Below are 24752 nucleotides of genomic sequence, written 5' to 3'. Positions count from 1 at the left end.
GCGCTTCATGTCCAAAGGCCCGCGATCTGGGCTGAGCGCGGCGTTCCCGGCCAGACCCGCAGGCTGATCAGCGCGGCATAGGGAAGGTCAAACGCCCAGACCTGCCGCTGTCCGAAGCCGAACAGGCTGGCCAGCGCAGCCCGGATTGCTCCGCCATGCGTTACGACCAGCGTGTCTTGCGGCGGGATTGCGGCCAAGGCCGCTTCCACGCGCGAAACCAGAGCAGACCAGCGCTCACCACCGGGTGGCGGATTGGCGTCCGGGTCGTCCCAGAACGCGCTGATCGCGGCACTGTCGACCTTAGCGGGTGCCAGACCGTCCCAGTCGCCGAAGTCCAGTTCGCGCCACCGTGAGTCGAGGATCGGGTGCAGCCCTCTTGGATCGGCGATAGCTCTTGCTGCCTCTGCCGAGCGCTGGAGATCGGAACATACAATCGACTGGAACGACAGTTCCTCGACCTGTGCCACGCATGATGCGACGCCCTCGGGCGTCGTAGGCGCATCGGTCCTTCCGAGAAGCAGACCGGGGTGGATGGGCTCGCCATGCCGCATGAGGTGCAGGAAAAACTCGCTCATACGCCAGCAGCCACGCCAGCTTCGGCAAAAGTGGCCATCTGGTTGTGTGCGGCGAGAGCTGAACGCACGATCTGGGCCGCGACCGCAGCGCCGCTCCCTTCGCCCAGGCGCATGCCCAGAGTGAGGAGCGGTGCGAGACCGAACCGCTCGAGCAACCGTTTGTGACCAGGTTCGGCCGAACAATGCCCTGCCAGGCAATGGTCGACAATTGCAGGTTCGGCGGCAAAGATCGGCGCGATGGCAGCGCAGCAGATGAAGCCATCCAGGAGCACCGGCACCCGAAGTTGCCTTGCACGGACAATTGCACCTGCCATTGCGGCTATTTCCCTCCCGCCCAGACGCCGCAGGGTTTCGAAAGGCGTTGACGGTGCAACCTGATGGAAGACGAGTGCCGCTTCGATTACACCGATCTTGCGCGCCACGCCCGCCGGATCGAGCCCCGTTCCCGGGCCGACCCATTCGCCTGCACCGCCTCCCAGCGCCTTTGCACAGAGGGCTGCAGCGGCCGTGGTGTTGCCGATGCCCATCTCGCCAGGGACAAGGAGATCAAGGCCGGCTTCGACCATGGCGGCCCCGGAAGACAGCGCGGCAAGGCATTCGCTTTCGGTCATGGCCGGGGCTGAGGTGAAATCGGCGGTTGGCCGGTCAAGCTCCAGCGCCAGCACCTGAAGATCGAGCCCGGCAGCGGCACACAGCGCGTTGATGGCAGCGCCACCTGCTTCAAAATTGGCCACCATCTGGTGGGTGACTTCGGGAGGAAAGGCGCTCACGCCCCGTGCCGTGACGCCATGATTGCCCGCAAACACGACTGCACGCCCCCGTTCCAGCCGGGGTCTTTCGTGGCCTTGCCAACCGGCCATGAAGATCGCGATCTCTTCCAGCCGTCCCAGGGATCCTGGCGGCTTGGTCAGTTGCGACTGCCGGTTGCGCGCGCTGGCCATTGCTGTTTCATCTGGCGCAGGCATATCGGCAATGGCAGCATCAAAGGCATCGACGGAAGAAAACGTGCTCATTGCGCGACAAAGCCCGGCGGCGGTGTGCGGGTGATGAAGTGGCCTTTGACGCCCTGCGGCCAGTCCTTGAACGGAACCCGGCCATGTTCGCTTTGCGCATAATGGACGGCATAATCGAGGATGGCAGCGGCGGCATCTTCATCGGGAGTGAAGCGGCCCAGAACATACCCGACTTTGCCTGGCGCACGAAGATGGACCGTGCAGAATTCGCTGCAGGCGAACAAGCAGGGCATTTCCTGCACCGCGATACCGGAATAGCGTTCATCGCGTGCCTGCACGGCGCGCAGGGCCTCGACCATACGCGCGCCACCACGCACACCGGCGTCATCCTCCTTTGCGGTGCTGCTGTGTCGGCAGGTGTTGCATGCTACTACGGCAGGGCCGTCCTCGACGGGGATCAACATAATTTCTTGCTCCATAGATTGGGGGTCATCGGTCGAACACTCGGTTGGTCACAGGTTCCCGGGCTTGCCAGCCCCGCCGCTCCAATTCGGGTGTCTGGGACGGGTCCTGGGGGTATCCGAAGCACAGCAGTGCAATCAGCGACCAGTCGGCGGGTACGTCCAGCAAGGCGCGGATGACACCGGGCTCGAGGATCGATACCCATCCGACGCCAATGCCGCGGAGCCTTGCCGCCAGCCAGAGTGTGTGGATCGCCAGCACGCATGAATAGCGCAACATCTCCGGCATACTGACAATGCCAAGTCCATGGCCTGCTTTGGGCTGCTCATCACAGAACACCACGATCAGTTCCGGGGCTTCGCGAAGGCCATGCAGCTTGAGCGAACGATACAGTTCCTGCCGGGCTTGGCAGGCATATTGCTGCGCTGCTTGTGCGTTCTGTGCATCGACATGGTCGGCCAGCGCCTGACGAAGGGTGGATGAACGCACGCGCACGAACCGCCAGGGCTGCGCATTCCCGACCGAAGGCGCGAGGGAGGCACACTCCAGCAGCGCACACATCTCCTCTTCCGCGACAGCACGGGCTTCGAAGTGCCGCACATCGCGTCGCCAGCGCAGCAGCTGCGCAAATCGAGCCGCGAACTCGGCATCGAACTGGGGCGGCAGATCGCTCAGAACTCGATCCCTGCCTGCGCCTTCACGCCCGAGCGGAAAGGGTGCTTGATCATGGTCATCTCGGTGACGAGATCGGCCGCCTCGATCAGTGCATCGGGCGCATTGCGTCCGGTGACGATGACATGTTTCATCTCGGGTTTCGCGGCAAACGCCTTAAGAACCTCATCCAAGGGCAGGTAGTCATACCGAAGGACGATGTTGAGTTCGTCGGCTACCACCATCTGGTAAGCCGGATCGGCGATCATGCGGCAGACTTCATCCCAGGCAGTACGTGCCGAAGCGATATCGCGTGTCCGGTCTTGCGTATCCCAGGTGAAACCTTCACCCATCGGCTTGAACTCGACATTTTCCGGGAAAGCGTCGAACACCGTCTTTTCGCCTGTCGCCATCGCGCCCTTGACGAACTGGACGACCCCGACCTTCATGCCATGTCCTATTGCGCGCACGACCATACCGAGTGCAGCGCTTGTCTTGCCCTTGCCCGTGCCAGTGTGAACGATCAGCAGCCCCTGCTCGCGGGTCTTGGTGGCCATCATGGTGCTACGCGCAGCCTGGATCTTGCGCATTTTCTCGGCATGGCGCGCATCTGCGCTTGCAGCTTCTTCTTCGCGGTCAGCAGGCATCGGCTCGTTCCTTTCGCATCAGGTAGACATCCATGATCCAGCCGTGGCGAGCGCGCAGTTCCGCGCGGCGCGCGGCAATCTGCGGCGCAGAATCGGCAAGTGGCCCATGCACCAGTGCTTCTTGCGACATGCCCAGATAGGCACCCCACCAGATCGTGATGCCAGCAGGATCGAGGACTTCGAAGGCGCAGCCGGAATCGAGCATGACGACGATCGTGTGCACTCCCAGCGGCCAGCCTTCCCGGCGCAACCTGCGGCCGGTGGTGATCGTGACAGGTTCGGCCAAGGCGTTCAGCGGGATGGCGTGAGCAGCCGTAAGAGCCTGAATGCTGGTGATACCGGGTTCGACGCGAACAGTTAGGTCGACCCCAGCCGTCCGGAGCCGATCGGCAATACGCAGTGTGCTGTCGTAAAGCGACGGATCGCCCCACACGAGCAGCGCGACCCGCCCACCATCAGGAAGGTGAACTGCTATCTGCTCTGCCCAAATCGCTGCAATCGCATCGTGCCAATCGTCGACGGCCTGCGTGTAGTCGCCATCCTGTCGGCGAACGGGCATGTCGAACTCGGCCATGCGGACCGGTGAGGCCAATGCGGCGCCACAGATGGAGTGGCGCAGGTCCAGGAGATCTGATTTGGCATCGCCTTTGCGGGGCAGCAGAATGAGATCGACCGCGTTGATTGTGCGTATTGCAGCACGCGTCAGGTGGTCGGGATTCCCGGTGCCTATGCCGATCAGATGGAGGTGGATCATGCCTCCTCCATCATGGGGCCGTAGATCACCAGTGCGGTTGCATCCGATCCGCCGTCGGCAAGTGACCGAGCAAGTCCGGCAATAGTGCTTCTGGTAAGTCTTTGGTCCGGTCGGCTAATGTTTTCTGCCAACAAGGCTGCAGTATCGTCCGCAAGTCCTGCCGCGACAAGCTGCGCAGCAAGCGCCGGAAATGTGCGCTTCGGCATGAAGACGACCGTTGTGGCACAAGGGTCGGCAAGCGCTGATAGATTGAGGTCTTCTGGTAAAGTGCCAGTCTTGCCATGTCCGGTTACGAACTGGACGCGTCTAGCGTGCTCGCGTCGTGTCAGTGGTATCGCGGCAGCTGCCGCTGCGGCGGTCGCCGAGCTGACGCCAGGAATGATCTCGAACGCGATTCGCGCATGGCGAAGCGCCTCGATTTCTTCTTCGAGCCGGCCGAACAGGCCGGCATCTCCCGATTTGAGCCGGATGACATGTTTGCCGGCCAGGGCATGGTCCACCAGAAGACGGCTGACTTCGGCCTGACTTGGAGATGGCCGCCCGGCGCGCTTGCCTACCGCTACCAGTTCAGCGTCATCGCGCGCGCGGACCAGGATTGGTCCCGCAGCCAGATCATCAAACAGCACCACCTGCGCCGTCTCAAGACGAGAAACGGCTTTCAGGGTCAGCAGCTCGGGATCGCCAGGGCCCGCACCCACAAAGGATACGAACCCCTTCACGATGCGTTCGCGATCATGTGGAAGAAGGTTCCGGTCACGCGGCCGCGATACGAGCCTGTTTCGGCAACCGCGACGCCATCTGCATCGGTTACGCATGCCAGCGCTGTGTCTGTCTGCTCGAGGATCGTCGAGTAGTGGAACTCGTGGCCGCGCAGCCTTATGCCTTTGGCCAGTCCGGCTATTGGTGCCAGCAGTTCGGCCTGGCGATAGCCGAGATGCATACGGCGCTGTGCATAGCTGGTAACAAGGCCCAGCAGGCCGGCCATGTGATGCCGCTCTCCCGACTTGTCCACCAAGCCCTCGCCCAGAACCATATAGCCGCCGCATTCGCCGTGCACCGGGCGGGTCTCGGCGTGGTGACGCAGGCCGTTCAGGAAGTTCGACGCTGCAGCGATGGTCCCTGCGTGCAGTTCCGGATAGCCGCCAGGCAGCCAGACAAGATCGGCATCGCGGGCAGGGGCCTCGTTTGCCAATGGCGAGAAGGGCATGATCTCCGCGCCAGCCCGCCGCCAACCTTCGAGCACATGGGGATAGACGAAGGAAAAGGCGGGATCGCGGGCGATGGCAATCCGCTGGGCAGGGGGAAGCGGCAGTCGGCCGGGGGCCGGAGGCGGGGCGCTGTTGCTGCTGGCGGCATGGCGGATGGCATTCAGATCGACATTTGCACGCAGAAATGCGGCATAGTCCGATATCGCCCGCTCGAGATCGGGATGCTCGACAGCCTGGACCAGACCGAGATGGCGTTCTGGCAGGGTGAGATCGCCGCGCCGGGGCAGGGCACCCAGCACAGGCATGCCTATCGCTTCCATCCCCCGGCGCACTAGCCGTTCATGGCGGGGACTGGCCACCCGGTTCAGGATCACGCCTGCAAACGGCAGCGTGTCATCCAGATGCTTGAAACCGAGCGCCGTTGCAGCGGCGGATTGGGCTTGTCCGGACACGTCCAGCACCAGCACAACCGGCCAGCCCATTGTCCTTGCAATGTCCGCACTGGCGCCATTGCCGACGGCACCCCGGCTCGCGACACCATCGAACAGGCCCATCGAAGCCTCGGCAAGCACCATGTCCGCGCCAACGGCCTCTCCCGCGATTGCAGCGATCAGGCTGCCATTCATGGCCCAGGTATCGAGGTTGAACGACGCACGGCCGCAGGCGGCGCGGTGAAAAGCGGGATCGATATAGTCGGGACCGCTCTTGAAGGGCTGGACCACCGCGCCGTCTTCGACCAGCGCTCGCAGCAGACCCAGCATGACCGTAGTCTTGCCCGTTCCCGATGCTGGAGCGGCGATCATCAGGCCTGAAACGCTCATTCCCCGGCTCCTGCAAAGCGGGAGCTCGCATCCTGTGGGCGGAAGCGCCGGTCGTAGCCGTGGGCGTAGAGGCTGCTTGGTGCGAAGTCCTCCGCCCCCAGCACCCGTCCGACAAGGATCAGCGCGGTTCGTTCCATGCTGCCGGCGACGGCTGTTTCGACGGTCTCGAGGGTGGCCCGGACGATCCGCTGGTCGGGCCAGCTGGCGCGCCAGACGACCGCAACGGGGCAATCCGCGCCATAGGCGGGAGCAAGATCGGCCACGACCCGCGCGAGGTTGTGGATCGATAGATGGATAGCCAGAGTCGCGCCCGTCACAGCGAAATTGGCGAGGCTCTCGCTCTGCGGCATCGCGCTGGCCCGCCCTGGCGTGCGCGTGAGTACCAGCGACTGGCCGAGCTCGGGCAAGGTCAGTTCGGCTTCCAGAGCCGCCGCTGCCGCCGCGAAGGCGGGGACACCCGGCGTGACCGTAAACGGAATGTCCAGTGCGCGCAGGCGGCGCAATTGTTCTCCCATCGCCGACCAGACGGACAGGTCGCCCGAATGGAGGCGGGCAACATCAAACCCTGCGGCGTCAGCCTCCGCGATCTCGGCGATGATCTCGTCCAGCGTCATGGGCGCGGTGTTGACGATGCGGGCACCGGGCGGACAGTGAGCGAGTACCGCCACGGGAACCAGCGAACCGGCATAGAGGCAGACCGGGCTGGCGGCGATCAGGTCGCGCCCGCGCAGGGTCAGAAGATCGGGTGCGCCGGGGCCGGCGCCGATGAAGTGGACGGTCATGGCTGTGTTCCTTCGGCAATGGCGCAGCTGGCCATGCGATCGGGCGAGATGTGGCGCGTGCGCAACAGGCGGGCGCCCGGACCAGCGGCGACCAGCGCGCAGGCTTCTGCGACACTGCCGGTCGCGCGTGCCTTCAGGCTGGCGGAAGAGCTGGTGGGCGTAGGCGTGGTGGACAGGGACGCCGATGGGATGCCGGTCATCGGCAGTCCCAGTGCCTCTGCAAGCGGTACCAACGCAGACGTCTTGTCGATGGCGGTCGCCAAATGGGTTATAGGGGGCAGCCCGTCCTGCGCCAGTTCCAGCGCCGCCCGCAGCGAAGCGAGGTCTGCGCCGCGCCGAAAGCCGAAGCCAGCCACGATCATAGCGTGACGCTCCACTGCACCACGGGATAGCGCCCCTTCCAGCCATGCCGCTGGCCAAGGGGCACGGCATCGGCCAGTTCGATGCGCAGCAGACTGCCGCCCTTTGCGCCATGCCAACGGGTAACAGCGGCTTCCGATTCAAGGCTCACGGCGTTGGCCACCAGCCGCGTTCCATCAGGCAGCCGGGCCCAGAGGGCATCGAGCAGCGGGTCGGACAAGCCGCCACCGATGAACACGGCATGCGGATGGGGGCCTTCCGGCAGGCCTTCGGGCATCCGGGCATTGATCACATCCAACCGGTCTACACCCAGAACCGTGGCGTTTGCGCGGGCGCGGCCGGCCCGTACCGGATCGGCTTCAAACGCGGTCGCCCGGTTGGCGGGATGAGCCAGCAGCCATTCGATCGCGATTGACCCAGAACCCGTGCCGATATCCCAGAGCCATTCACCGGCACGCGGGGCGAGGGCCGAGAGGGTCAGGGCGCGCACCGGGGCCTTGGTGATCTGCCCGTCGTGATCGAACCACGCATCCGGTCTGCCGGATGTGGCGGGCAAGACATTGCCTGAACCGGCGAACGCGATACCCACGGCAACGGGATGGGCAATGTCTGCGAACGGCAGGGCTTGCGCGGTCGTCACGCGGAGGCGTTCACGGGGGCCGCCCAGCGCTTCCATCACATGAAGCGTCGATGGGCCGAAGCCCTTGCTGGTCAGATATTGCGCCACCGCTGCAACGGCATCGCCATCGCGCAGCAGGACGATTGCGCGCTGGCCGTGCGCAATATGGGGGCGCAAGCGTTCCAGCGGCGCTGCGTGCAGGCCGAGGCAGGCCGTTTCCTGGATCGGCCAGCCCAGCCGGGCGGCTGCAAGGCTGAAGGTCGATGGCGCGGGATGCGCAACCCATTCCGCCGGACCGAGATGGCGCGCAAGGCTTGCGCCTGCGCCGAACCAGAACGGATCGCCCGATGACAGCATGACCACGCGCCGCCCGCGATGCGCCAGCAGTTCGGCTATGCCGTCGGCAAAGGGAACTGGCCATTCGAAGACCGCGCAGCTAAGCGCGGGAAGCAGCGCAAGATGGCGCGCCGATCCCATGACCAGTTCGGCCCTGGCCAGCGCGGCCCGGCCCGCTGAGCAAAGGCCGTCCACGCCGTCTTCACCGATGCCGATGATCGTCAACCATGCGCGAGGGTCCATGTCAGCCATGCCGAATGTTCTCCTGCTTGGCGGGACAACCGAAGCGAGCGCACTGGCGCGCCTGCTTGCGGCAGCGCAGATTGCGACGACGCTCAGCTACGCGGGCAGGACCGACAACCCGCGGCCACAGCCGGTGCCGATCCGCGTCGGCGGCTTTGGTGGGGTGGCGGGGCTTGTGGCCTATCTCCAAGACCATCGCATCACGCATCTGGTCGATGCGACGCATCCCTTTGCCGCGACTATGAGCGAACATGCCATAGAGGCTGCGCGGATTGCCGGGATTGCCCATATCGCCCTGACCAGACCCGCATGGGAGGCCGGGCCGGGCGATCGCTGGACATGCGTGAGAGACATTGCCGATGCGGTGGCCAAACTGGCGGGCACGCCGCGCCGCATCCTGCTTGCGCTGGGCCGAATGCATGTGGAAGCCTTTGCCGCACAGCCGCAGCATCACTACCTGCTGCGCTTTGTTGACCCTCCGGCTGCGCCCCCAGGCTTGCCCTCCCACGACCTTGTCATCGATCGCGGGCCGTTTACGGCTGAAGGTGATCGGCTGCTGATGCAGTCTCACATGATCGACCTTGTTGTGTGCAAGAACGCCGGTGGCACGGGCGCCGAGGCAAAGCTTGTCGCTGCGCGCCAGCTCAAGCTTCCGGTCGTGATGATCGACCGCCCGGTGATCGGTGACCGGATCGAGGTTTGTCGCGCAGAAGATGTGCTGGAATGGCTTGGTCATGAGGCCATTTCCGCAACGGACCGGGGCGTATAGAGGATTGGGCCTGCCGCACGTTCGATGATCCGTGTCCGGCTTGATCCCACGATCACCGTGGTGCGCATGTCGGCCATTTCATCGTGCGCCTTGCCCAGCGGCACGATGCGCAGATCTTCCTCCGGCGTTGTGACGGCGCGGGCAAACAGCATCGGGCGATCATCGCCGCACACTTCTCTTAATACGGCCAGCGCACGAGCGAAGCCTTCTGGGCGCGCCTTCGAGCGGGGGTTGTAAAGCGCCACGGCAAAGTCCGCCTGCACGGCCAGCCGCAGTCGCTTTTCGATCATGGCCCAGGGTTTCAGGTTGTCGGAAAGATTGATCGCGCAAAAATCGTGACCCAGCGGTGCCCCGGCCCGTGCACTGGCGGCCAGCATGGCGGTGATGCCTGGCAGCACCCTGATATCCAGCGTCCGCCAGCGGGAAGGACCTGCCTCAAGCGCTTCGAATACCGCCGAGGCCATCGCGAACACCCCCGGATCACCTGACGATACGACAACGACCCTGCGGCCCTGCGCCGCAAGATCGAGCGCCAGAGCGGCGCGGTCGAGCTCCACCCGGTTGTCCGAGGGGTGAAGCGTCAGGCCTTCGCGTGCAGCTATCCGGGCGACATAGGGAATGTACCCGATCACGTCCGTAGCCCCGGCCAGCGCGGCGGTGACTTCGGGTGTGACGAGTGCCTCGTCTCCTGGTCCCAGACCGGCGATTGCTAGCCAACCCTTGTCCTTTTCCCCGTTCATGGTCGCCGCCCCTGACCATGGATCAGCAGGATCGAGAAATAGGGGGTCACCGCCTCAGCCTCGGCCAGCATGGTGACGCGCTGTCCGGGCATCGCTGCGTGTTCGACCAGCCATGCCGCATCCATGCGCCCGGCGGCTGCCACGGCGCGGCGAAGCTTGGGCAGGTTCCGACCGATCTTCATCACCACCAGCGCGTCAGTCTCGCGGATCCGGCGGGCAAGCTCGGCTTCCGGCAGCGTGGCCATGACCACGGTCATCACATCATCGCCCCAGGTGATCGGCAGGTCCGTCGCGGTCCAGGCGCCAGACATGCCCGTGATGCCAGGGACGACTTCCACCGGTATGCGGCCTGAAAGGCGGGCATGGAGGTGCATGAAGGAGCCGTAGAAGAACGGGTCGCCCTCACACAGCACGACGACGTCCTCACCCTGCTGCGAAATCGCTGCAAGCCGCTCCGAACAGTGCGTGTAGAACGCCGACAGGCAGGCATTGTAGCGAGGATCGGATACCGGGATTTCGGTGGTTACCGGATATTCCATCGGAAACTCGATCACGTCAGCGCGGAGCATCCCTTCCACGATGCGCCTTGCCTGGCCGGGCCGCCCAGCCTTGCGGAAATAGGCGACGTGGTGCGCCGTGCGTACAAGCCGGTCGGCGCGCACGCTCAGCAGGTCTGCCGCACCCGGACCAAGCCCGACACCGTGAATGGTGCCGATGTTCGTGCCGGCGTTCATTCGGCCGTACTCGCCAGCGCGTTGATGGCCGCCACGGTGATGGCACTGCCGCCAAGGCGGCCCTCGACGACGCAGCAGGGTGCAGGAGGAGCGGCCCAGAGGGCAGCCTTGGATTCAGCTGCTCCCACGAAGCCCACCGGACAGCCGATGATCGCCGCAGGGCGTGGGCAGGCGGGGTCTTCCAGCATGTTCAGCAGATGAAACAGCGCGGTTGGTGCATTGCCGATCGCCACGACCGCACCCGCCAGAATGGGCCGCCACAGTTCCAGCGCGGCAGCGGATCGGGTGTTGCCGATCTTGCGTGCAAGGTCAGGCACCGCAGGATCTTGCAGCGTGCAGATGATTGCGTTGCTCCCGGGAAGCCGGGCGCGGGTGATCCCTTCAGACACCATCCGCGCATCGCACAGTATCGGCGCGCCGCCGGCCAGCGCAGCGCGTGCCGCATCGGCAAATCCCGACGAGAACCGGATATGCGCTGCAAGTCCGACCATCCCGGCCGCATGGATCATCCGCACTGCCACCTGCTCTTCGCCTGGCGCGAAAGGGGAGAGATCGGCTTCGGCGCGGATCGTGGCAAACGACTGGCGATAGATCGCTGCCCCGTCGGTTTCATAGACATGGGGCATCAGACGGCTCCAAAATGCGCGAGGATTTCGCTGGCGCTCAAGCCGGAGCGGGACGGAGGCGATCCGGCTTTGCCAGCAAGGACCAGATCGAACCTGCCGTTGCGTCCGGTCAGCGTGACATCGGCCACCTGCGAGCAGGCGCAGCCTTTGGCACAACCCGAAACGTGCAGCCGTCCCGAGACATAGGGCGCAAGTCGGCGCGCAAGCGCACGGGTTTCAACCGTCGCCTGTGCGCACAATGGTGCGCCCGGGCAGGCTTCCACATGGGGCAGCGGATCAGGTTTAGCGCCGGTGGACGGGTGGGTCCGGGCAGCCGCCGCCCCCTCGATCAACAGCCGCCGCCACGGTGTTGTTCGCAGTCCAGAAGCAGAACCGGATTCGAGCAGGATGGCGAGCTCCGAAGCCTCTATCAGCCCGAACGCCAGCGCGATCGATGGATGATGTCCGGTGCCAAGCACATGGCCCGGTTCAGCCATTGCAGGCGCGATCGCACCTTTTGCCCATGCGGGAAGTTCCGCATCCCAACGGGCCATGCGCCCGGCTGCGGCGGCGCCGCTCGCGGCGAACCAGTGAGCGAGAGCGATCAGGGCGTCCGCTTCCGTGCCTGGAGACAGGCTTGATCCGGTGAGGCAACCATCGGCGCGAAGGATGAGGCTGCCGTCCGTGCCGCGTTCGACACGGAAATCGCCGGATGCGCCGGTCAGCACAGCGGCAGGGCCGGCATCGATGACGAACCCGACCTTGCCGGGAAGATCGGGCCATTCGCCTATCCGGGCCAGCAGGGCGTTGGCGATGCGGTGGGTGTCGTCGTTCTCCTGCCAGTCGGGCGCGACAAGGACGTTGCGCCGCGCTTCGAGTGCAGGCTCGGGCTGCACTAATTCCAGCGCAATCAGCCTTTGGATCAGCAAGGGCCAGCGATCTTGGGCAACGCCGCGAATCTGCAGATTGGCGCGCCGCGTCAGGTCGATCAGCCCGCTGCCGCAGGTGGCGGCCGCATCGCAAAGGGCCAGCGCCTGCTCCCGTGTCAGCCGCCCGAGCCGGGGTTTGACCCGCACCAGTAGGCCGTCGCCGGATATCATCGGGTGCCATGCGTCCGGGCACCAGCCCTTGACGGCAAATCCGGTCATGGTGCCTCCCGCAGGCTGGCCAGGATGGAATTTCGCCGGGTGCGCCAGAGGCCCGCGGCATGCAGCGCGGCAAAGCGCGCTTCCATCGCCGCCAGTGCATCGGGATTTTCGCGTTCGAGGAAGGCGCGAACTTCGGACTGGCCGAGCGTTGCCTCGTGATAAAGGTCGATCAGCTGCGGCGGCACGCTGCCGGAAAGATGTGCGAAAGCGCCAAGATGGTCCAGCGTCGCGGCCAGTTCCGCGCCCCCACGAAAGCCGTGGCGCATCATTCCTGCGATCCAGCCTGGATTGGCGGCTCGGGCACGGACCACGCGGGCAATTTCTTCGGTCAGCGTGCGGGCCGCCGGGTTGTTCGGGTCCCGATTGTCGAGATGATAGAGTGCGGCCTTGCCTCCGACAATCGCCTGGGCTGCGGCAAAGCCTGCCTCGTGCCCGGCATAGTCCGCGGCCAGCAAGAGGTCGGTTTCAGGCAGGTCCTGCAGGTGGACGAAGGCGTCCGCGCTGGCCACTCGCAGACGGATGCCATCGGGGTCAGCCTCGCTTCCCGTGCTGGAATCGGAAACGCTATCCAGCGCGTGGTCGGAGGCTGCCAGCCATGCTTCGCCCGCCGCACGCCGGGCATCATCGGTATAGGTTTCGGCCGCGTCTCCGATCCCGAGTCCATACCGGCCCGGACGCGGACCATAGACGCGCGGCGCTGGGGCCAAGGCAACGAAAGGGTTCCAGTCGGCGGGTTCGTCCCTGGTGCACAGCGCCCGGACGGCCTGACCGAACAAGGCGGGCAGGGTGGGAAAGGCATCACGAAACAGGCCCGAAACGCGCAGCGTTACATCGAGGCGAGGGCGGTCGAGCATGGCGAGTGGGAGAATCTCAACCCCCGTCACGCGCTCTGAAGCCATGTCCCACATCGGCTTTGCCCCCAGAAGGTGCAGCGCCATCGCAAACTCTTCACCAGCCGTGCGCATGGTGGCCGAACCCCACAGATCCACCACAAGGCCACGCGGGTAGTCGCCGTGATCCTGCAGATGGCGGCGGAGCAGCTCCTCGGCGAGCACGACGCCCTGTGCATGCGCTGCGCGCGAAGGTACTGCGCGCGGATCGATCGTGTAGAGGTTGCGTCCCGTCGGCAGCACATCGGTTCGTCCGCGATGGGGCGAGCCAGATGGTCCGGGAGCGATCCATCGGCCGTCCAGCCCAGCCAGAAGCCCGTTCCGCTCTGCCGCGCCCTGTTCACCGCGGCCGAAAACGTGGAGACCGTCACCGAACTGGCTGGCTTTCACATCGCAGACGAAGCGATCGATCCGGGTGATCGCTTCGACCAGAGTGGTGGCGGTATCAAGGCCGAGCTCTGCCTCCAGCCCCAGCGCGGCAGCTTCCTCGCGGATGGATTTCTGCAGACGGTCCCGGCGGGCAGGGTCCAGCCCGTCGGCATTGGAGAATTCGTCCAGCAAAGCCTCGATCCGGCCCAGCCCGGCGCCGCTTCCGGTCGGGACGAGCGGCGGCGGCACATGGCCGATGGTGACAGCACCGATGCGGCGCTTGGCCTGCGCTGCCTCGCCCGGATCGTTGACGATGAAGGGATAGATGACCGGCATCGCTTGTGTCAGCGCTTCGGGCCAGCAAGCGTCAGACAGCGCTACAGCCTTCCCCGGCAGCCATTCCAGCGTACCATGCGCGCCAACATGGACCAGCGCATCCGTACCCTGCTGGCCCAGCCACAGGTAGAAGGCGACATAGGCGTGCCGCGGGCAGCGCGAGAGGTCGTGATAGTCTGCATCGCGACTGATAGGCTCGCCCCGCTCGGGCTGAAGCGCCACCAGCACCTGGCCGAGCGTGAGCGCCGGGAAGCGAAATGCCCCATCGACAGCCAGCGGATCGTCTTCCGGCTCTCCCCATGCCGAGGCAAGGTCCTGCCGCAGCGTCTCGGGCAGGGCGGACATGGCAGTGCGATAGGCATTCAAAGGCCAGACCAGATGCTCGGTCGCCAGCTGCCTGGCAAGATCGGTGGGGCGGCTGACCTTGTACCCGGCCTCTGCCAGATCGGCGACAATCGCATCGACTGAGGCCAGCGCGTCAAGACCCACGGCGTGCGCCATCTGGTAGGCCTTGCCGGGGTAGGTCGACAGGATCAGGGCGACGCGGCGTTCGCATGCCGGCTTGCGGGCCAGCCCGATCCAGCGCGCCACGCGGTCGGCGACCGCTGCGATCCGGTTGTCATCGCCGCGGTGCGAATAGGGAGCGAAGCCGAGTGCCGGATCGCGTTCGCCCGCTTCCTTGAAGCTCGACACGCCTGCAAAGATGCGCCCGTCAATCTCGGGGAGTACGACATGCATGGCAAGGTCAGCCGGCGAGAGGCCACGCGATGTGCGCGCCCATCCTGCGCGCGGTGCGGTGGCAAGCGCGATCTGGAAGACCGGAACGCCCCCCCCGTCGAGCGGCGTTCCGCCATCCTCGCCCCGCGCTGAAAAAGCCGTGGCATTGACGATGGCTGCAGGCGCCAGCGAACGCACCCAGCGATCCACCTGTGCCCTGACCTCAGGGGGCTTGAGCGAGGGGACGAAGATCGAGAGCGCGTCAAAGCCGCGTTGTTCAAGCGCGGAATGAAGCGCGGCGATCGGGTGCAGGTCGTGTGCGGCGAGGTACGCACGGTAGAAGACGATCAGGATCAGCGGCCGATCCGCATTGGGCCTGAAGCTGGCAGGATCGATGATCCCGCAGGAGGGGTGCCATCCGCCAGTTGCCGGCAAAGCCGTGCATTGCGTCACAGTGCTGACGCCAAGCCCTGCGGCGTGCGCGAGAGCGGCCAGGGCCGCGCGCGCCGCTGCCGCGCCGCCCTCGTCACACAACTGGCAAAGCTTGGCCAGCGTGGCGGCAGGAAGCGTGGAGACACTGTCGAGGTGCCAATCCGGCCGACCATCGGCAGGCAGGACAGCAAGCGCAATCCCGCGCGATCGGGCGAGGGTCTCGACCTGTTGAAGGCCGTAGCTCCAATAGGGCGTGCCGCCGATCAGCCGGATCAGCACGGCCTTTGCCCCGGCCAATGTCTTTTCGATATAGGTGTCGACCGACAAAGGGTGGATCAGCGCGGCAAGATTGGCGAGCCGCAACGAAGGAAATGCCGGATCCGCCGCTTGCGCCTGGCGCCAGCCTTCCGCGAACGCACCAAGATCGCTGTCCGAGAAGGACAGGACGACAAGATCCGCAGGCTCCTGCCCCAGATCCTGTGGGATGGCCGTTTCCTCCATCCCATGCGTTTCGCGAAAGATGACGTGCACGGCCTAGCTTAGCCTGCCAGCACCGCGCGAATGGCAGGCTCGTCGATATCGTCATGCTCGGCGATGGCGACCAGGGTGGTCTGGCGCCGCTCATCGGGGCGCCATGGGCGGTCGTACTGGTGACGAACCCTCGACCCGACGGCCTGCACCAAGAGGCGCAAGGGCTTGCCAGTCACGGCAGCGTAGCCTTTTACCCGCAGGATGCGATGGTCGCGGGCGAGCGTTTCGATACGCGCCACCAAATCGGCGGGATCGGCAATCTCGCCGAGCGCGATGACGGTGCTGTCGAAATCGTCGTGCTCGTGATCATCCTCATTGTCGTGATGCGAGGGCCGGGCAGCGATATCGTCTTCGGCGGCAGCTCCAAGTCCAAGGATCACGCGAGGGTCGACAATCCCTTCGGCTATCTCGATCACAGGCACGGGGCGGGGTGCTTCGGCCGCAATGGCTGCCCTTGCGGCAGCGACTCCGTCAGGTCCGGCCAGATCAACCTTGGTCAGCAAAACGAGATCGGCGCAGGCAAGCTGGTCCTCGAAGACTTCGGACAGCGGGGTTTCGTGGTCGATCCCCGGGTCTGCGGCGCGCTGGGCCTCCAGCGCTGCAAGATCGGGGGCAAACCGTCCGGCAGCAACCGCTTCGGCATCGGCCAGCGCAAGGACGCCATCCACCGTGATGCGACTGCGGATTGCCGGCCAGTCGAAGGCCTTGAGCAAGGGCTTGGGCAGGGCCAGCCCTGATGTCTCGATCAGGATATGGTCAGGGCGCGGATCAAGCGCGAGCAGGCGCTCTACGGTGGGAATGAAATCGTCCGCCACGGTGCAGCAGATGCAGCCGTTGGCCAGTTCGACGATGTTTTCCGCCGGGCAATCGGGAATGGCGCAGGATTGTAGGATGTCCCCATCCACCCCCAGAGTACCGAATTCATTGACGACCACAGCCAATCGGCGTCCGCCAGCGTTGCGGATCAGGTGGCTGATCAGCGTGGTCTTACCGGCACCCAGAAAGCCGGTGATGATCGTGACGGGTACCTTTGACAGGTCCGACATGGCAGTTCCTCCGCGCGCCAGAGCGACACCGGGCAGGGCTTGCCGGACAGGTCCGGTCGGCGCGCGACAACGGGCTGGCGCGACAGACGCCCGAAACCACGCGGCCGTGCAGCCCCAGCCGCACAGCTTCGTCGCTCAGACGGAAGAGTACCGTGCCTTGGCCATCCCCTGGACCCGGGCAAGAGCGACCAGAGCGCCGGCAGGTCTCCTGGCTCGCGGGTCACAGCTTGATGCACGCCTTCCCAGATGCGCGTTCATGCGCGGTCCAGTGGCTTTTCCTGCACGCGCAGGAAAAATGTGCATCGCGCTATCCGCTTACAGTTGCAGGGACAGCCGCGGATTTGGGAGCTACGCTCCCGCACCGCATTCCCGATTAAGCCCCGTTGGGGGCACCGGCGCGATCATCGATGGCACGGGCAAACCCGCATCATCATTGAATATCTCTAGACCCAAACTTCGATCATGCCAATCAAAGTTCGCGCTGAAATTGCAGGCGCAACCTCACTGTTCCGTTTCATCGGTTTCAACGGGAGCGCGGTCGAACCAGACGCGCCAGGGACCCACGTGCTCGTGACCGGCAGCGGCAAGACGGCGCAGGACGATGCGGGCTTTCGTTCGGCCCCGCCGTGTGTCGGGCCAATCAAAGAATTCAGGGTTTGCGCCTTCAGCCACAGCGGTGCGGATATGTGCGTCCACGGCACGATCCTGATCAAGGCCAAAGCGTTCAAGCATAGGTGAAAAGGCGGTGTCCGTATCGGGCACGAAATCGTGCCGTTCACCCAGTGCGTTCCGCCAAGGTGAGCGAGGGTGAATGTTCAGGATCGACTGATAGCCATCCGGAATGGGGACGTTGGCGCCATGTGGCCGACCCTTCCCGATAAGCTTGGCAAGCAGATGGGTGTGCGGGCCTTCCGGCGATTTCCCATCCGGAGGCGGAATCGGTTGGAAGACTTCGATCCGTCCGGCAGGCGAGAGCATGACCCGGTGGGGCTGCGCACGCAGAACCTCGGCCATGACTGTTGGCGAAGACAGCAGGTCCTGACCTTCAAGAGCCTCGAGAGCCCCGATCAGCGCTTCGTCGTCAGTGCGGGCGCACATCCTTATGGTGCCGTTACAAACGCCCATGTCGAACAGGCGGCTCGACTGGTCTTCCCTGCGAATGGCGTCGGTATCGGCGCCCAAAGATACGACAGCCCGATCGACCGAACCAGTCAGAGGCGCGCAGAGCGCCATTGCATGACCCCAGCTTTCGCCATCAGAGGACAGGCTATCCCAGGCAAGGCATTCAAAGCTATCCGAATGCCTGATCCGCAAGGCACCGCGAGCGGTCACGATTTCGATATTGTCGCGGTCGTTTTGAACCGTGGCCGGCTCATCCTCGTCGCGAATGAATTCGCCGATCGCACCGAATGTGCCGATGCTCCAGCCATGGCCAGGGTCGCACGCGAGACGTGCCAGTTCGTCAAAGGAAATCTGGTTCATGATGATACCCCGGACTTGAGAAAGCGGACGGAAATGCCGTCCCCGTCACGAGATAACCGGACCGGAACGTCATAGAGCGAGGTGAGTAGGCTTTCGGTGACGACTTCGTGCGTCGGACCGTGTGCAAGCAATCGCCCATCGCGGATTGCGAGGATCGAGTCCGCGAAGGCCAAGGCCAGATCAAGATCGTGGATCGCCATGACAACCGTGCACCCGGCCGTGGTCCGGGCCTTGAGACGCTGGACGGCATCGATGGCATGGCGTGGATCCAGACCCGCGGTTGGTTCATCAACGATCAGAAGCGCTGGATCGCCGACAATCGCGCGGGCCAGCATTGCCCGCGCCAGTTCGCCACCCGACAATTGCGTGGCTGGCCGATCCCGCAAACCCAGCAGATCGCAGGCGAGCAGTGCATCGTCGATGGCGGGAAGCAGAGCGGACGGTATGGTGCCGAATGCTGGCAGCGCCGGAGTCAGCCCGAGCGCAACCACGCGCTCTACGGTGATCGGCCAATCAACCCCCGCACGTTGCGGCAGATAGGCACGCAACTTGGCAAGTTCCCGGCGGCCAAGGCGGTGGAGGTCCTTGCCATCGAGTTCGACCGAACCTTGCACCGGGCGTTTGAGGCCCGATGTGATGTCCAGCAAGGTGCTCTTGCCGGCGCCATTGGGGCCGATCACAGCAGTCAGATGGCCCGATGGAACACGCGCCGATATCCCGTCAAGGACCAGACGCTGCCCCCGGCGCGCCGAAACACCATGAAAGTGCAGCGCGCTCATGCGGTGCGTCTCCGGACATGAAGGACCAGCCACAGGAAGAACGGTGCCCCGATCAGGCTGATGAACACCCCGAGATTTAGCGGCATGCCCCGGAATACCAATGTGCGCGACGCGATGTCGGCGAGGGTTACCAGAACGGCTCCAACCAGCATGGCCGGGATGAGCACCTTGCCTGGACGATGGGCGACCAGAGGCCGGACAAGGTGAGGCGCAATCAGGCCTACGAAACCGATCGTTCCGGATACGGCGGTTGCGCCTCCGACGCCAAGGGCCGTACCGATCAGCGCCAGCATGCGCGTTCGTGAAACCGCAATCCCCAGGCTTTCAGCCTGCGCTTCACCCAATGCAAGAGCATCCAGAGCTCGGCCCGTCAGCAGAAGCATCGTACCCCCGGCAAGGATAAAGGGTGTGGCAAGGCGGACATGATCCCAGCTTCGATCGGCAAGCGAACCCATCAGCCAGGTCATGATCTCGTAAGCGGCATAAGGATTGGGGGAGAGGTTGAGCGCCAGACTGACGCCTGCACTGGCTATGCTGCTGACTGCTGCCCCGGCCAGGATGAGCGATAGGGTACCGCCTCCCCGCGCAAGGATGAAGGCAATGCCTGTGGTGACGAATGCACCTGTCAGACCAAACAGCGGAGCGGCAAGGGTAAAACTGGCGGCAAAGCCGAAATAGATGGCGATGACCGCACCGAGCGAGGCACCTGCCGAAACGCCCAGCAGGCCGGGGTCAGCCAGCGGGTTTCGCAACAGCCCCTGCATGACGGCACCCGAGAGGCCAAGGATGCCACCGATGGCCATCGAAAGGACAACCCGTGGCAGGCGGATCTGGGTGACGATCTGGCCAGCCAGATCCGCATGATCGAAAGCCAGCGCCTGAAACGCTTCGCGTGGTGTCAACCAGACGGAGCCAGCCAGCACCGAAGCGAAAGCGCTGGCGAGCAGACAACTGACCAGCATGGGAACAAGCCACCGGGTCATAGCGATTTCCCACCGGCAAAGGGAAGGGGAGAGCGGGCATGGAGAGCCGCTGAACGAAGTTCGTTGCGCAACTGCATCGCGGCTTCCGTCACCATCGGCGTTCCGCAAACGTAGTACGCCTGTCGGATCGTCAGCGTACGGTCACCGTCCCAGTAGCGACGGATTAGAGGGTGTCGCTCGACGTTTTCGCGAAGCCCCGGGCGGCGACCTACCCCGGCGCCTTTCACCAGCAGGGACGGAGCAGAAAGGAGCAGGATTTCGATATCCGGTTTGCCGTAGCTGCTCTTCTGCAGTGTGTTGGCAACATTGGTCGCACCGGCTGTCTTGAGCACAGTGTCATAGAGAGACCCCGTGCTTGCATTGAAGCCAGCACCATCCCACGCAGCCACTCGTAGCGGCGGGCCCGGATCGCGCGCAAGGTCGGCCAGTTGGCGGTCCATTTTTGCGATCAATTCCTCGCCGCGAGCGGGCTCTCCTACTGCCTTGGCGACCTGTCGGGTTATCTTGCGGATATCTTCGTAGGTTTCCGCATGATCGACCTCGATCATTGGAAACCCTAATCGCTTAAGCAGTCCGCGTGTTGCCGGCGTCGTAAATGCCCCGGCAATAACCAGGTCCGGCTTCTGGCGCAGGACCTCCTCCGACATTCCATGGTTGATGTCGACACGCGCAGCCTCGCGGAACATGAGGGAGCCGTCGGGATCGCGCGACAGCCAAGTGACCGACGCGATCCGCTCAGGTGGCAGCAATGCCAGGACAAGCTGATCCGTGCACTGGTTCATCGACATGACATGGACTGGCTTTGCTGCCGCCTGGCTGCGACTACCAGACGGCTCCGTGCAACCGGCCAGAGCCGGAAGCACGGAGATCATCCAAAGGAGGCAGAGCGCCTTGCGGAACATCAGAAGCGGACGCGAACGCCACCATAGCCTGCGCGGCCCGGAGTGGCGAAACTGAACACCTCTTCGTATTGCTCGTTGATGAGGTTTTCTACGCGCGCAAACAACGAAATGTTGGGGCGCAACTTGTATTCGGCATTCAGGTTAACCAGTACATATTCCCTCAGGGACACGCGCACCGGAATGAAGCTTGGATTTGTAAACGCGACATCGGTCTGACGCCCGTTGTAGCGCACTGTCAACGTACCCGAAAAGCGCTCATCCTTGCTGAACACTGTCGCGTTGAAACTGCCGATATGCTTGGGGCGACGCACCTCGACTGTGCCGTTTTCTCGCGCATGAAGCCATGTGTAGGCGGCGTCCAGCCTGATCTGGGGAATTGGACGGGCGGCAAGGGCCACCTCAATGCCATGCTGTTTCGACAAAGTTGCACGGTTTGATGGCGTCGCTATGAAGGTCGGAGCGGGGAAGGTCGTGAAAATTTCGTCCTTCAGGCGGCTATCGAAATAGGTCGCGCTTATGGTGGCCTTGCCATCGCTGAAGCTTTGCTCGATGCCGGCTTCCCACCCTTCCGACTTCTCGGGCCTCAGGTTAGGGTTGCCAATATAGCGGCCATCGGAAAATCCATAGAGCTCGAAATAGCCCGGATTCTTGACCCCCGTTCCATAGGCACCGCGAACACGGGTACCAGTCGGGAGCGAATAACTGCCTTGAACCCGCCAAGTTGTGGGGTCATCAAAGCGATCATTTTCGTCATGGCGGATCGATGCACCAAAAGAGAATGCGTCGTTGATCAGCAGTTCATACTGCCCGACAATCCCGACATTGTCGGTCGATCTTTTTCCCTGAAACGCGAAGGATGACGGTGTGGTGTTCTGGAATTCTTCGCGCTCGACGTCGATTGCGGCGGTCAGACGATGCCGGATGGCGTCGGTGCCCAGCCGCAGGCTCGATTCAAACGAGCCTTTGTAGCGGTTACCCTTGTTGCCGTAATCGAAGCCCGCAGCGTCGAAGCCCTTGCGCTCGCTCAAGGCGACTTGCCCTGTCACCGCGTTCGTCCAGCGTCCGTCGAGTCCGATCAGTTCAGCTCTCACAAGACCATAGAAGGCCTTGTTTCGGAAGAATACGCCGGGGCTGTCGACGGTGAATCCGAAGAGCGGGCTCGCCGGATTGTTCTCGCTGTTGTTGGTCTCGGCTTCCGTGAAGCTGTAGCGGGCAACGCCGGTCAGTTTGAAGGTTTCGGACGGTGACCAGATGAGCTTGGCCGAAAGGCCTGCGATGTCGGAGCCGACATCCCTGCTGCCATTTCGTGCCGTGGGATAGCCGCCGGTGTGATAGTAAGCGCCAGAGACGGCATAATCGAGATTGCCAGACACTCCGGCCGCACGCGCGCTTCCGGTGAAGGTGTTGAAGCTGCCGCCCTCTGCGCGCAAGCTGACCCCCGGAGCCTCCTTACCGGTCAATGTCAGATACTGGATAACGCCGCCGATCGCGTCCGAACCGTAAAGCGAGGACTGCTGCCCGCGCAGGACTTCAACGCGGGCTTCTGGATCGGCAATGAGAGTGGCGAAATCGAACTCGCCAAAATACGGGTCCGAAGCTTCTATACCGTCAATCAGAACGAGCACGTGGTTGCCCTCGGAGCCGCGAAGCCGGAGCTGGGTGAGGCCGCCAACAGCGCCGGTGCGGCTAACGGCAACGCCCGGCACATCGCGCAGAATGTCCGAAACAATCCGGGTCTGGCGCTGCTCCAACGCTTCGCTGTCCAGTACCGTCACTGACGCACCGAGCTTGTTTACGGCCACGGCCTCACCGGACCGCGACGCCGTCACGACAATGGTTTCGCCGCTGTCATTGGTTGTAGGCTGTCCCGGGTTCGACTGCGCGAAGGCCGGGCAGCTGGCTAGCGCCAGCGCAAACGTGGATACGAGAACAGGTTTCTTCATCGGGATACCCCCCTGGTGCCGAGCAACTGCGCGACAAAAAGGGGCAACCGGATCCATCAACTCCCGAGGCGAGTCGGGAGAGCGCACGAACGGTCGGCCAGGCCAACGCGAATGGGCACAATTCACCCGCGCAGGACCAACCCTGCGGCCCCAGCCGCAATGGTTCGTCGCTCAGACGGAGGTTACCGTGCCATGGCCATCCCCTGGACCGCAGCAAGAGCGACCAAACGCCGGCAGGTCTCCTGGCTCGCGGGTCATAGCTTGATGCACGGCCTTCCCAGGCCACGCTGGATTCAACGTGAGGCCCAGTGGCTGCTTCCGCCCGAAGGGGGAAGCGATGTGCATCGCGCTCGCCGCTTACAGTTGCAGGGACAGCCTCGGATTCGGATCAGCAAAAGCCGGTCCTCACCGTGTTCCCGAATTAAGCCCTCTCGGGCACCGGCGCGATCTGTTGACAACGGTCTTCAACCGTTGACGTTGATCCACTAGTCGAAAGTCGCCCGAAAGCCAATCCCTTAACGACTGACATCGGAACGACGCCAAGCCTCAACGATGGCAGGGTTTTCAAGCAACCGTTCCACCGCATCCACATTATAGGTCGCGAGCGAAATGAGGTTGTCCCCTCGGCGTATTTTGGATGTCCCGGAATGTCCGTCGTCAGAACATTTGGCACAGGTCGCGGCGTAAATTAGCGGAGTGCGGGCCTCGTCTGTTGTTGGGTTTTAGGCGGCGAGCTTACGGTGTTGCAAGCGCCGATGTTCAATGGTCTGTCGCTTGATCCTTTCGCGTTGTTTGATGATGGCTGGTGCCCTGCCGAAGTAGGCGTCTGCGGGCGTCACGTTGTTTAGGCTCTCGTGGTATCGGCGGTGGTTGTAGTGCTCGACGAAGGTCTCGATCTGGGCCTCAAGGTCGCCGGGCAGGAAGTAGTTCTCGAGCAGGATGCGGTTTTTAAGGGTCTGGTGCCAGCGCTCGATCTTGCCCTGGGTCTGGGGGTGCATCGGGGCGCCGCGCACGTGGCTCATCTTGTTGGCCTCGATGTATTCAGCCAGTTCGCCCGCGATGTAGCTGGGACCATTGTCGCTGAGCAGCCGGGGCTTGTGCAACACCGTGGCGCTGTCGCATCCGGATGCGACCAACGCTACATCCAGCGTGTCGGTCACATCCTCGGCCCGCATGTTGGTGCACAACTTCCAGGCGATGATGTAGCGCGAGAAGTCGTCGAGCACGGTGGAGAGATACATCCAGCCCCACCCGATGATCTTGAAGTAGGTAAAATCGGTCTGCCACATCTCGTTCGGCCGGGTCGTCTTGGTATGGAACGCATCAGCCGCTTTCACCACGACGTATGCCGGGCTGGTGATCAGATCGTGGGCCTTGAGCAGGCGGTAAACCGTAGCTTCGGACACAAAGTATTGGCGCTCATCGGTAAATCGCACCGCCAGTTCGCGCGGTGACAGCTCGGACTGCTCCAGCGCCATTTCGACGATCTGGTCCTGCACCTCGGGCGCGATCCGGTTCCACACCCGGCCTGGAGCCGATGGCCGATCCGCCAACGCCTCCGGGCCGCCTGCGAGGTAGCGGTCATACCAGCGGTAGAACGTCCGCCGGGCGATGCCGAGTTGGTCCAGCGTTCGCTTGGCAGGCAGGTGGGACTGCTCGACGATCCTGATGATCTCGAGCTTCTCGGATGCGGGATACCTCATTCTTCGTCGCCCCCATCCGCGATCATGCTTTTTTTGAGCAAACGGTTTTCCAGCGTCAGGTCGGCCACGCATTCCTTCAGGGCGCGGGCTTCGCGGCGCAGATCCTGCACCTCGCCAGTGGTCGCGGCACGGGCGGTATCACCGGCCAACCGGCGCTTACCTGCTTCCATAAACTCCTTCGACCAAGTGTAATACAGGCTCTGGGCGATGCCTTCCTTGCGGCACAGCTCTG

The 24752-nt window shown here is 63.8% G+C and carries 23 protein-coding genes, 1 pseudogene and 2 riboswitches; of the genes and pseudogenes, 1 reads left to right on the top strand and 23 read right to left on the bottom strand.

The features are described 5' to 3' along the window. Positions 1–5: 5 nt before the first annotated feature. Genes BZF57_RS18230 through BZF57_RS18180 form a run of 11 tightly spaced genes read right to left on the bottom strand, consistent with a single transcriptional unit; the run spans position 6 to position 8420 of the window. The gene (locus BZF57_RS18230; RefSeq protein WP_039330661.1) at positions 6–575 is read right to left on the bottom strand and encodes a histidine phosphatase family protein; all 570 of its coding nucleotides are present in this window, start codon (positions 573–575) and stop codon (positions 6–8) included. Beyond that, a complete protein-coding gene (cobT, locus tag BZF57_RS18225; RefSeq protein ID WP_039330659.1) occupies positions 572–1588 on the bottom strand; it encodes a nicotinate-nucleotide--dimethylbenzimidazole phosphoribosyltransferase in 1017 nt (338 codons plus the stop codon). The genes BZF57_RS18230 and cobT overlap by 4 nt, the downstream gene beginning before the upstream one ends. Next, positions 1585–1992 (bottom strand): DUF1636 domain-containing protein, encoded by a 408-nt coding sequence (locus tag BZF57_RS18220; RefSeq protein WP_039330657.1) that lies wholly within the window; start codon positions 1990–1992, stop codon positions 1585–1587. Before BZF57_RS18220 ends, cobT begins: the two co-directional genes overlap by 4 nt. Before the next feature lie 25 nt (positions 1993–2017). Then, a complete protein-coding gene (gene bluB, locus BZF57_RS18215) occupies positions 2018–2665 on the bottom strand; it encodes a 5,6-dimethylbenzimidazole synthase (protein WP_081095568.1) in 648 nt (215 codons plus the stop codon). After that, positions 2662–3288, bottom strand: coding sequence for a cob(I)yrinic acid a,c-diamide adenosyltransferase (gene cobO, locus BZF57_RS18210; protein WP_039330652.1), 627 nt, complete (start codon positions 3286–3288; stop codon positions 2662–2664). The genes bluB and cobO overlap by 4 nt, the downstream gene beginning before the upstream one ends. After that, on the bottom strand, positions 3278–4042 hold the full coding sequence (gene cobF, locus BZF57_RS18205; protein WP_039330650.1) for a precorrin-6A synthase (deacetylating): 765 nt from the start codon (positions 4040–4042) through the stop codon (positions 3278–3280). The genes cobO and cobF overlap by 11 nt, the downstream gene beginning before the upstream one ends. Continuing rightward, the gene (gene cobA, locus BZF57_RS18200; protein WP_086740666.1) at positions 4039–4761 is read right to left on the bottom strand and encodes a uroporphyrinogen-III C-methyltransferase; all 723 of its coding nucleotides are present in this window, start codon (positions 4759–4761) and stop codon (positions 4039–4041) included. The genes cobF and cobA overlap by 4 nt, the downstream gene beginning before the upstream one ends. Then, positions 4758–6071 carry a cobyrinic acid a,c-diamide synthase CobB gene (locus tag BZF57_RS18195; RefSeq protein WP_073977687.1) on the bottom strand — a complete coding sequence of 438 codons (1314 nt, stop codon included), beginning with the start codon at positions 6069–6071 and terminating at the stop codon, positions 4758–4760. Before BZF57_RS18195 ends, cobA begins: the two co-directional genes overlap by 4 nt. Continuing rightward, positions 6068–6853: a precorrin-4 C(11)-methyltransferase gene (gene cobM, locus BZF57_RS18190; RefSeq protein WP_073977686.1), complete on the bottom strand. Its 786-nt coding sequence runs from the start codon at positions 6851–6853 to the stop codon at positions 6068–6070. Before cobM ends, BZF57_RS18195 begins: the two co-directional genes overlap by 4 nt. Then, positions 6850–7215: a cobalamin biosynthesis protein gene (locus BZF57_RS18185; protein ID WP_073977685.1), complete on the bottom strand. Its 366-nt coding sequence runs from the start codon at positions 7213–7215 to the stop codon at positions 6850–6852. The genes cobM and BZF57_RS18185 overlap by 4 nt, the downstream gene beginning before the upstream one ends. Next, positions 7212–8420, bottom strand: coding sequence for a bifunctional cobalt-precorrin-7 (C(5))-methyltransferase/cobalt-precorrin-6B (C(15))-methyltransferase (locus BZF57_RS18180; RefSeq protein ID WP_073977684.1), 1209 nt, complete (start codon positions 8418–8420; stop codon positions 7212–7214). The genes BZF57_RS18185 and BZF57_RS18180 overlap by 4 nt, the downstream gene beginning before the upstream one ends. Here BZF57_RS18180 and BZF57_RS18175 point away from each other — a divergent pair. Continuing rightward, positions 8419–9180 (top strand): cobalt-precorrin-6A reductase, encoded by a 762-nt coding sequence (locus BZF57_RS18175; RefSeq protein WP_073977683.1) that lies wholly within the window; start codon positions 8419–8421, stop codon positions 9178–9180. The two genes, BZF57_RS18180 and BZF57_RS18175, sit on opposite strands and share 2 nt — an antisense overlap. Here BZF57_RS18175 and cobJ read toward each other — a convergent pair. The 12 genes and pseudogenes from cobJ to BZF57_RS18115 all read right to left on the bottom strand — a co-directional run. Then, the gene (gene cobJ / locus BZF57_RS18170; RefSeq protein ID WP_073977682.1) at positions 9144–9920 is read right to left on the bottom strand and encodes a precorrin-3B C(17)-methyltransferase; all 777 of its coding nucleotides are present in this window, start codon (positions 9918–9920) and stop codon (positions 9144–9146) included. The two genes, BZF57_RS18175 and cobJ, sit on opposite strands and share 37 nt — an antisense overlap. Then, positions 9917–10654 (bottom strand): precorrin-2 C(20)-methyltransferase, encoded by a 738-nt coding sequence (gene cobI / locus BZF57_RS18165; RefSeq protein WP_039330633.1) that lies wholly within the window; start codon positions 10652–10654, stop codon positions 9917–9919. The genes cobJ and cobI overlap by 4 nt, the downstream gene beginning before the upstream one ends. Next, positions 10651–11280 (bottom strand): precorrin-8X methylmutase, encoded by a 630-nt coding sequence (locus BZF57_RS18160; protein ID WP_039330631.1) that lies wholly within the window; start codon positions 11278–11280, stop codon positions 10651–10653. The genes cobI and BZF57_RS18160 overlap by 4 nt, the downstream gene beginning before the upstream one ends. After that, positions 11280–12407, bottom strand: a complete 1128-nt coding sequence (locus tag BZF57_RS18155; RefSeq protein ID WP_039330629.1) for a cobalamin biosynthesis protein CobG — start codon at positions 12405–12407, stop codon at positions 11280–11282. Before BZF57_RS18155 ends, BZF57_RS18160 begins: the two co-directional genes overlap by 1 nt. Continuing rightward, positions 12404–15682, bottom strand: a complete 3279-nt coding sequence (gene cobN, locus BZF57_RS18150; protein WP_039330627.1) for a cobaltochelatase subunit CobN — start codon at positions 15680–15682, stop codon at positions 12404–12406. The genes BZF57_RS18155 and cobN overlap by 4 nt, the downstream gene beginning before the upstream one ends. Before the next feature lie 8 nt (positions 15683–15690). Continuing rightward, positions 15691–16728, bottom strand: a complete 1038-nt coding sequence (gene cobW / locus BZF57_RS18145; RefSeq protein WP_039330625.1) for a cobalamin biosynthesis protein CobW — start codon at positions 16726–16728, stop codon at positions 15691–15693. A 181-nt stretch (positions 16729–16909) separates the two neighbouring features. After that, positions 16910–17140, bottom strand: a riboswitch (cobalamin riboswitch). A gap of 89 nt (positions 17141–17229) precedes the next feature. After that, a complete protein-coding gene (locus BZF57_RS18140) occupies positions 17230–18210 on the bottom strand; it encodes a DUF6925 family protein (RefSeq protein WP_052241778.1) in 981 nt (326 codons plus the stop codon). Then, entirely contained in the window at positions 18207–18989 is a 783-nt protein-coding gene (locus tag BZF57_RS18135) for an ABC transporter ATP-binding protein (RefSeq protein WP_052241777.1), read from the bottom strand. Before BZF57_RS18135 ends, BZF57_RS18140 begins: the two co-directional genes overlap by 4 nt. After that, positions 18986–19972: a FecCD family ABC transporter permease gene (locus tag BZF57_RS18130; RefSeq protein WP_039330624.1), complete on the bottom strand. Its 987-nt coding sequence runs from the start codon at positions 19970–19972 to the stop codon at positions 18986–18988. The genes BZF57_RS18135 and BZF57_RS18130 overlap by 4 nt, the downstream gene beginning before the upstream one ends. Next, entirely contained in the window at positions 19969–20760 is a 792-nt protein-coding gene (locus BZF57_RS18125; RefSeq protein WP_160328032.1) for an ABC transporter substrate-binding protein, read from the bottom strand. Before BZF57_RS18125 ends, BZF57_RS18130 begins: the two co-directional genes overlap by 4 nt. A 113-nt stretch (positions 20761–20873) precedes the next feature. Then, positions 20874–22817, bottom strand: coding sequence for a TonB-dependent receptor plug domain-containing protein (locus BZF57_RS18120; RefSeq protein WP_086740664.1), 1944 nt, complete (start codon positions 22815–22817; stop codon positions 20874–20876). Positions 22818–23032: 215 nt separating this feature from the next. After that, positions 23033–23275: riboswitch (cobalamin riboswitch) on the bottom strand. Between the two features lie 264 nt (positions 23276–23539). Continuing rightward, positions 23540–24752 (bottom strand): annotated as a pseudogene (locus tag BZF57_RS18115) (IS3 family transposase); the annotation flags it as partial.

Origin of the sequence: Erythrobacter colymbi (assembly GCF_002155685.1) — a bacterium.
In the GTDB taxonomy this organism is placed as follows: Bacteria; Pseudomonadota; Alphaproteobacteria; order Sphingomonadales; family Sphingomonadaceae; genus Erythrobacter; species Erythrobacter colymbi.
This window is presented reverse-complemented; position numbering and strand designations above follow the sequence as displayed.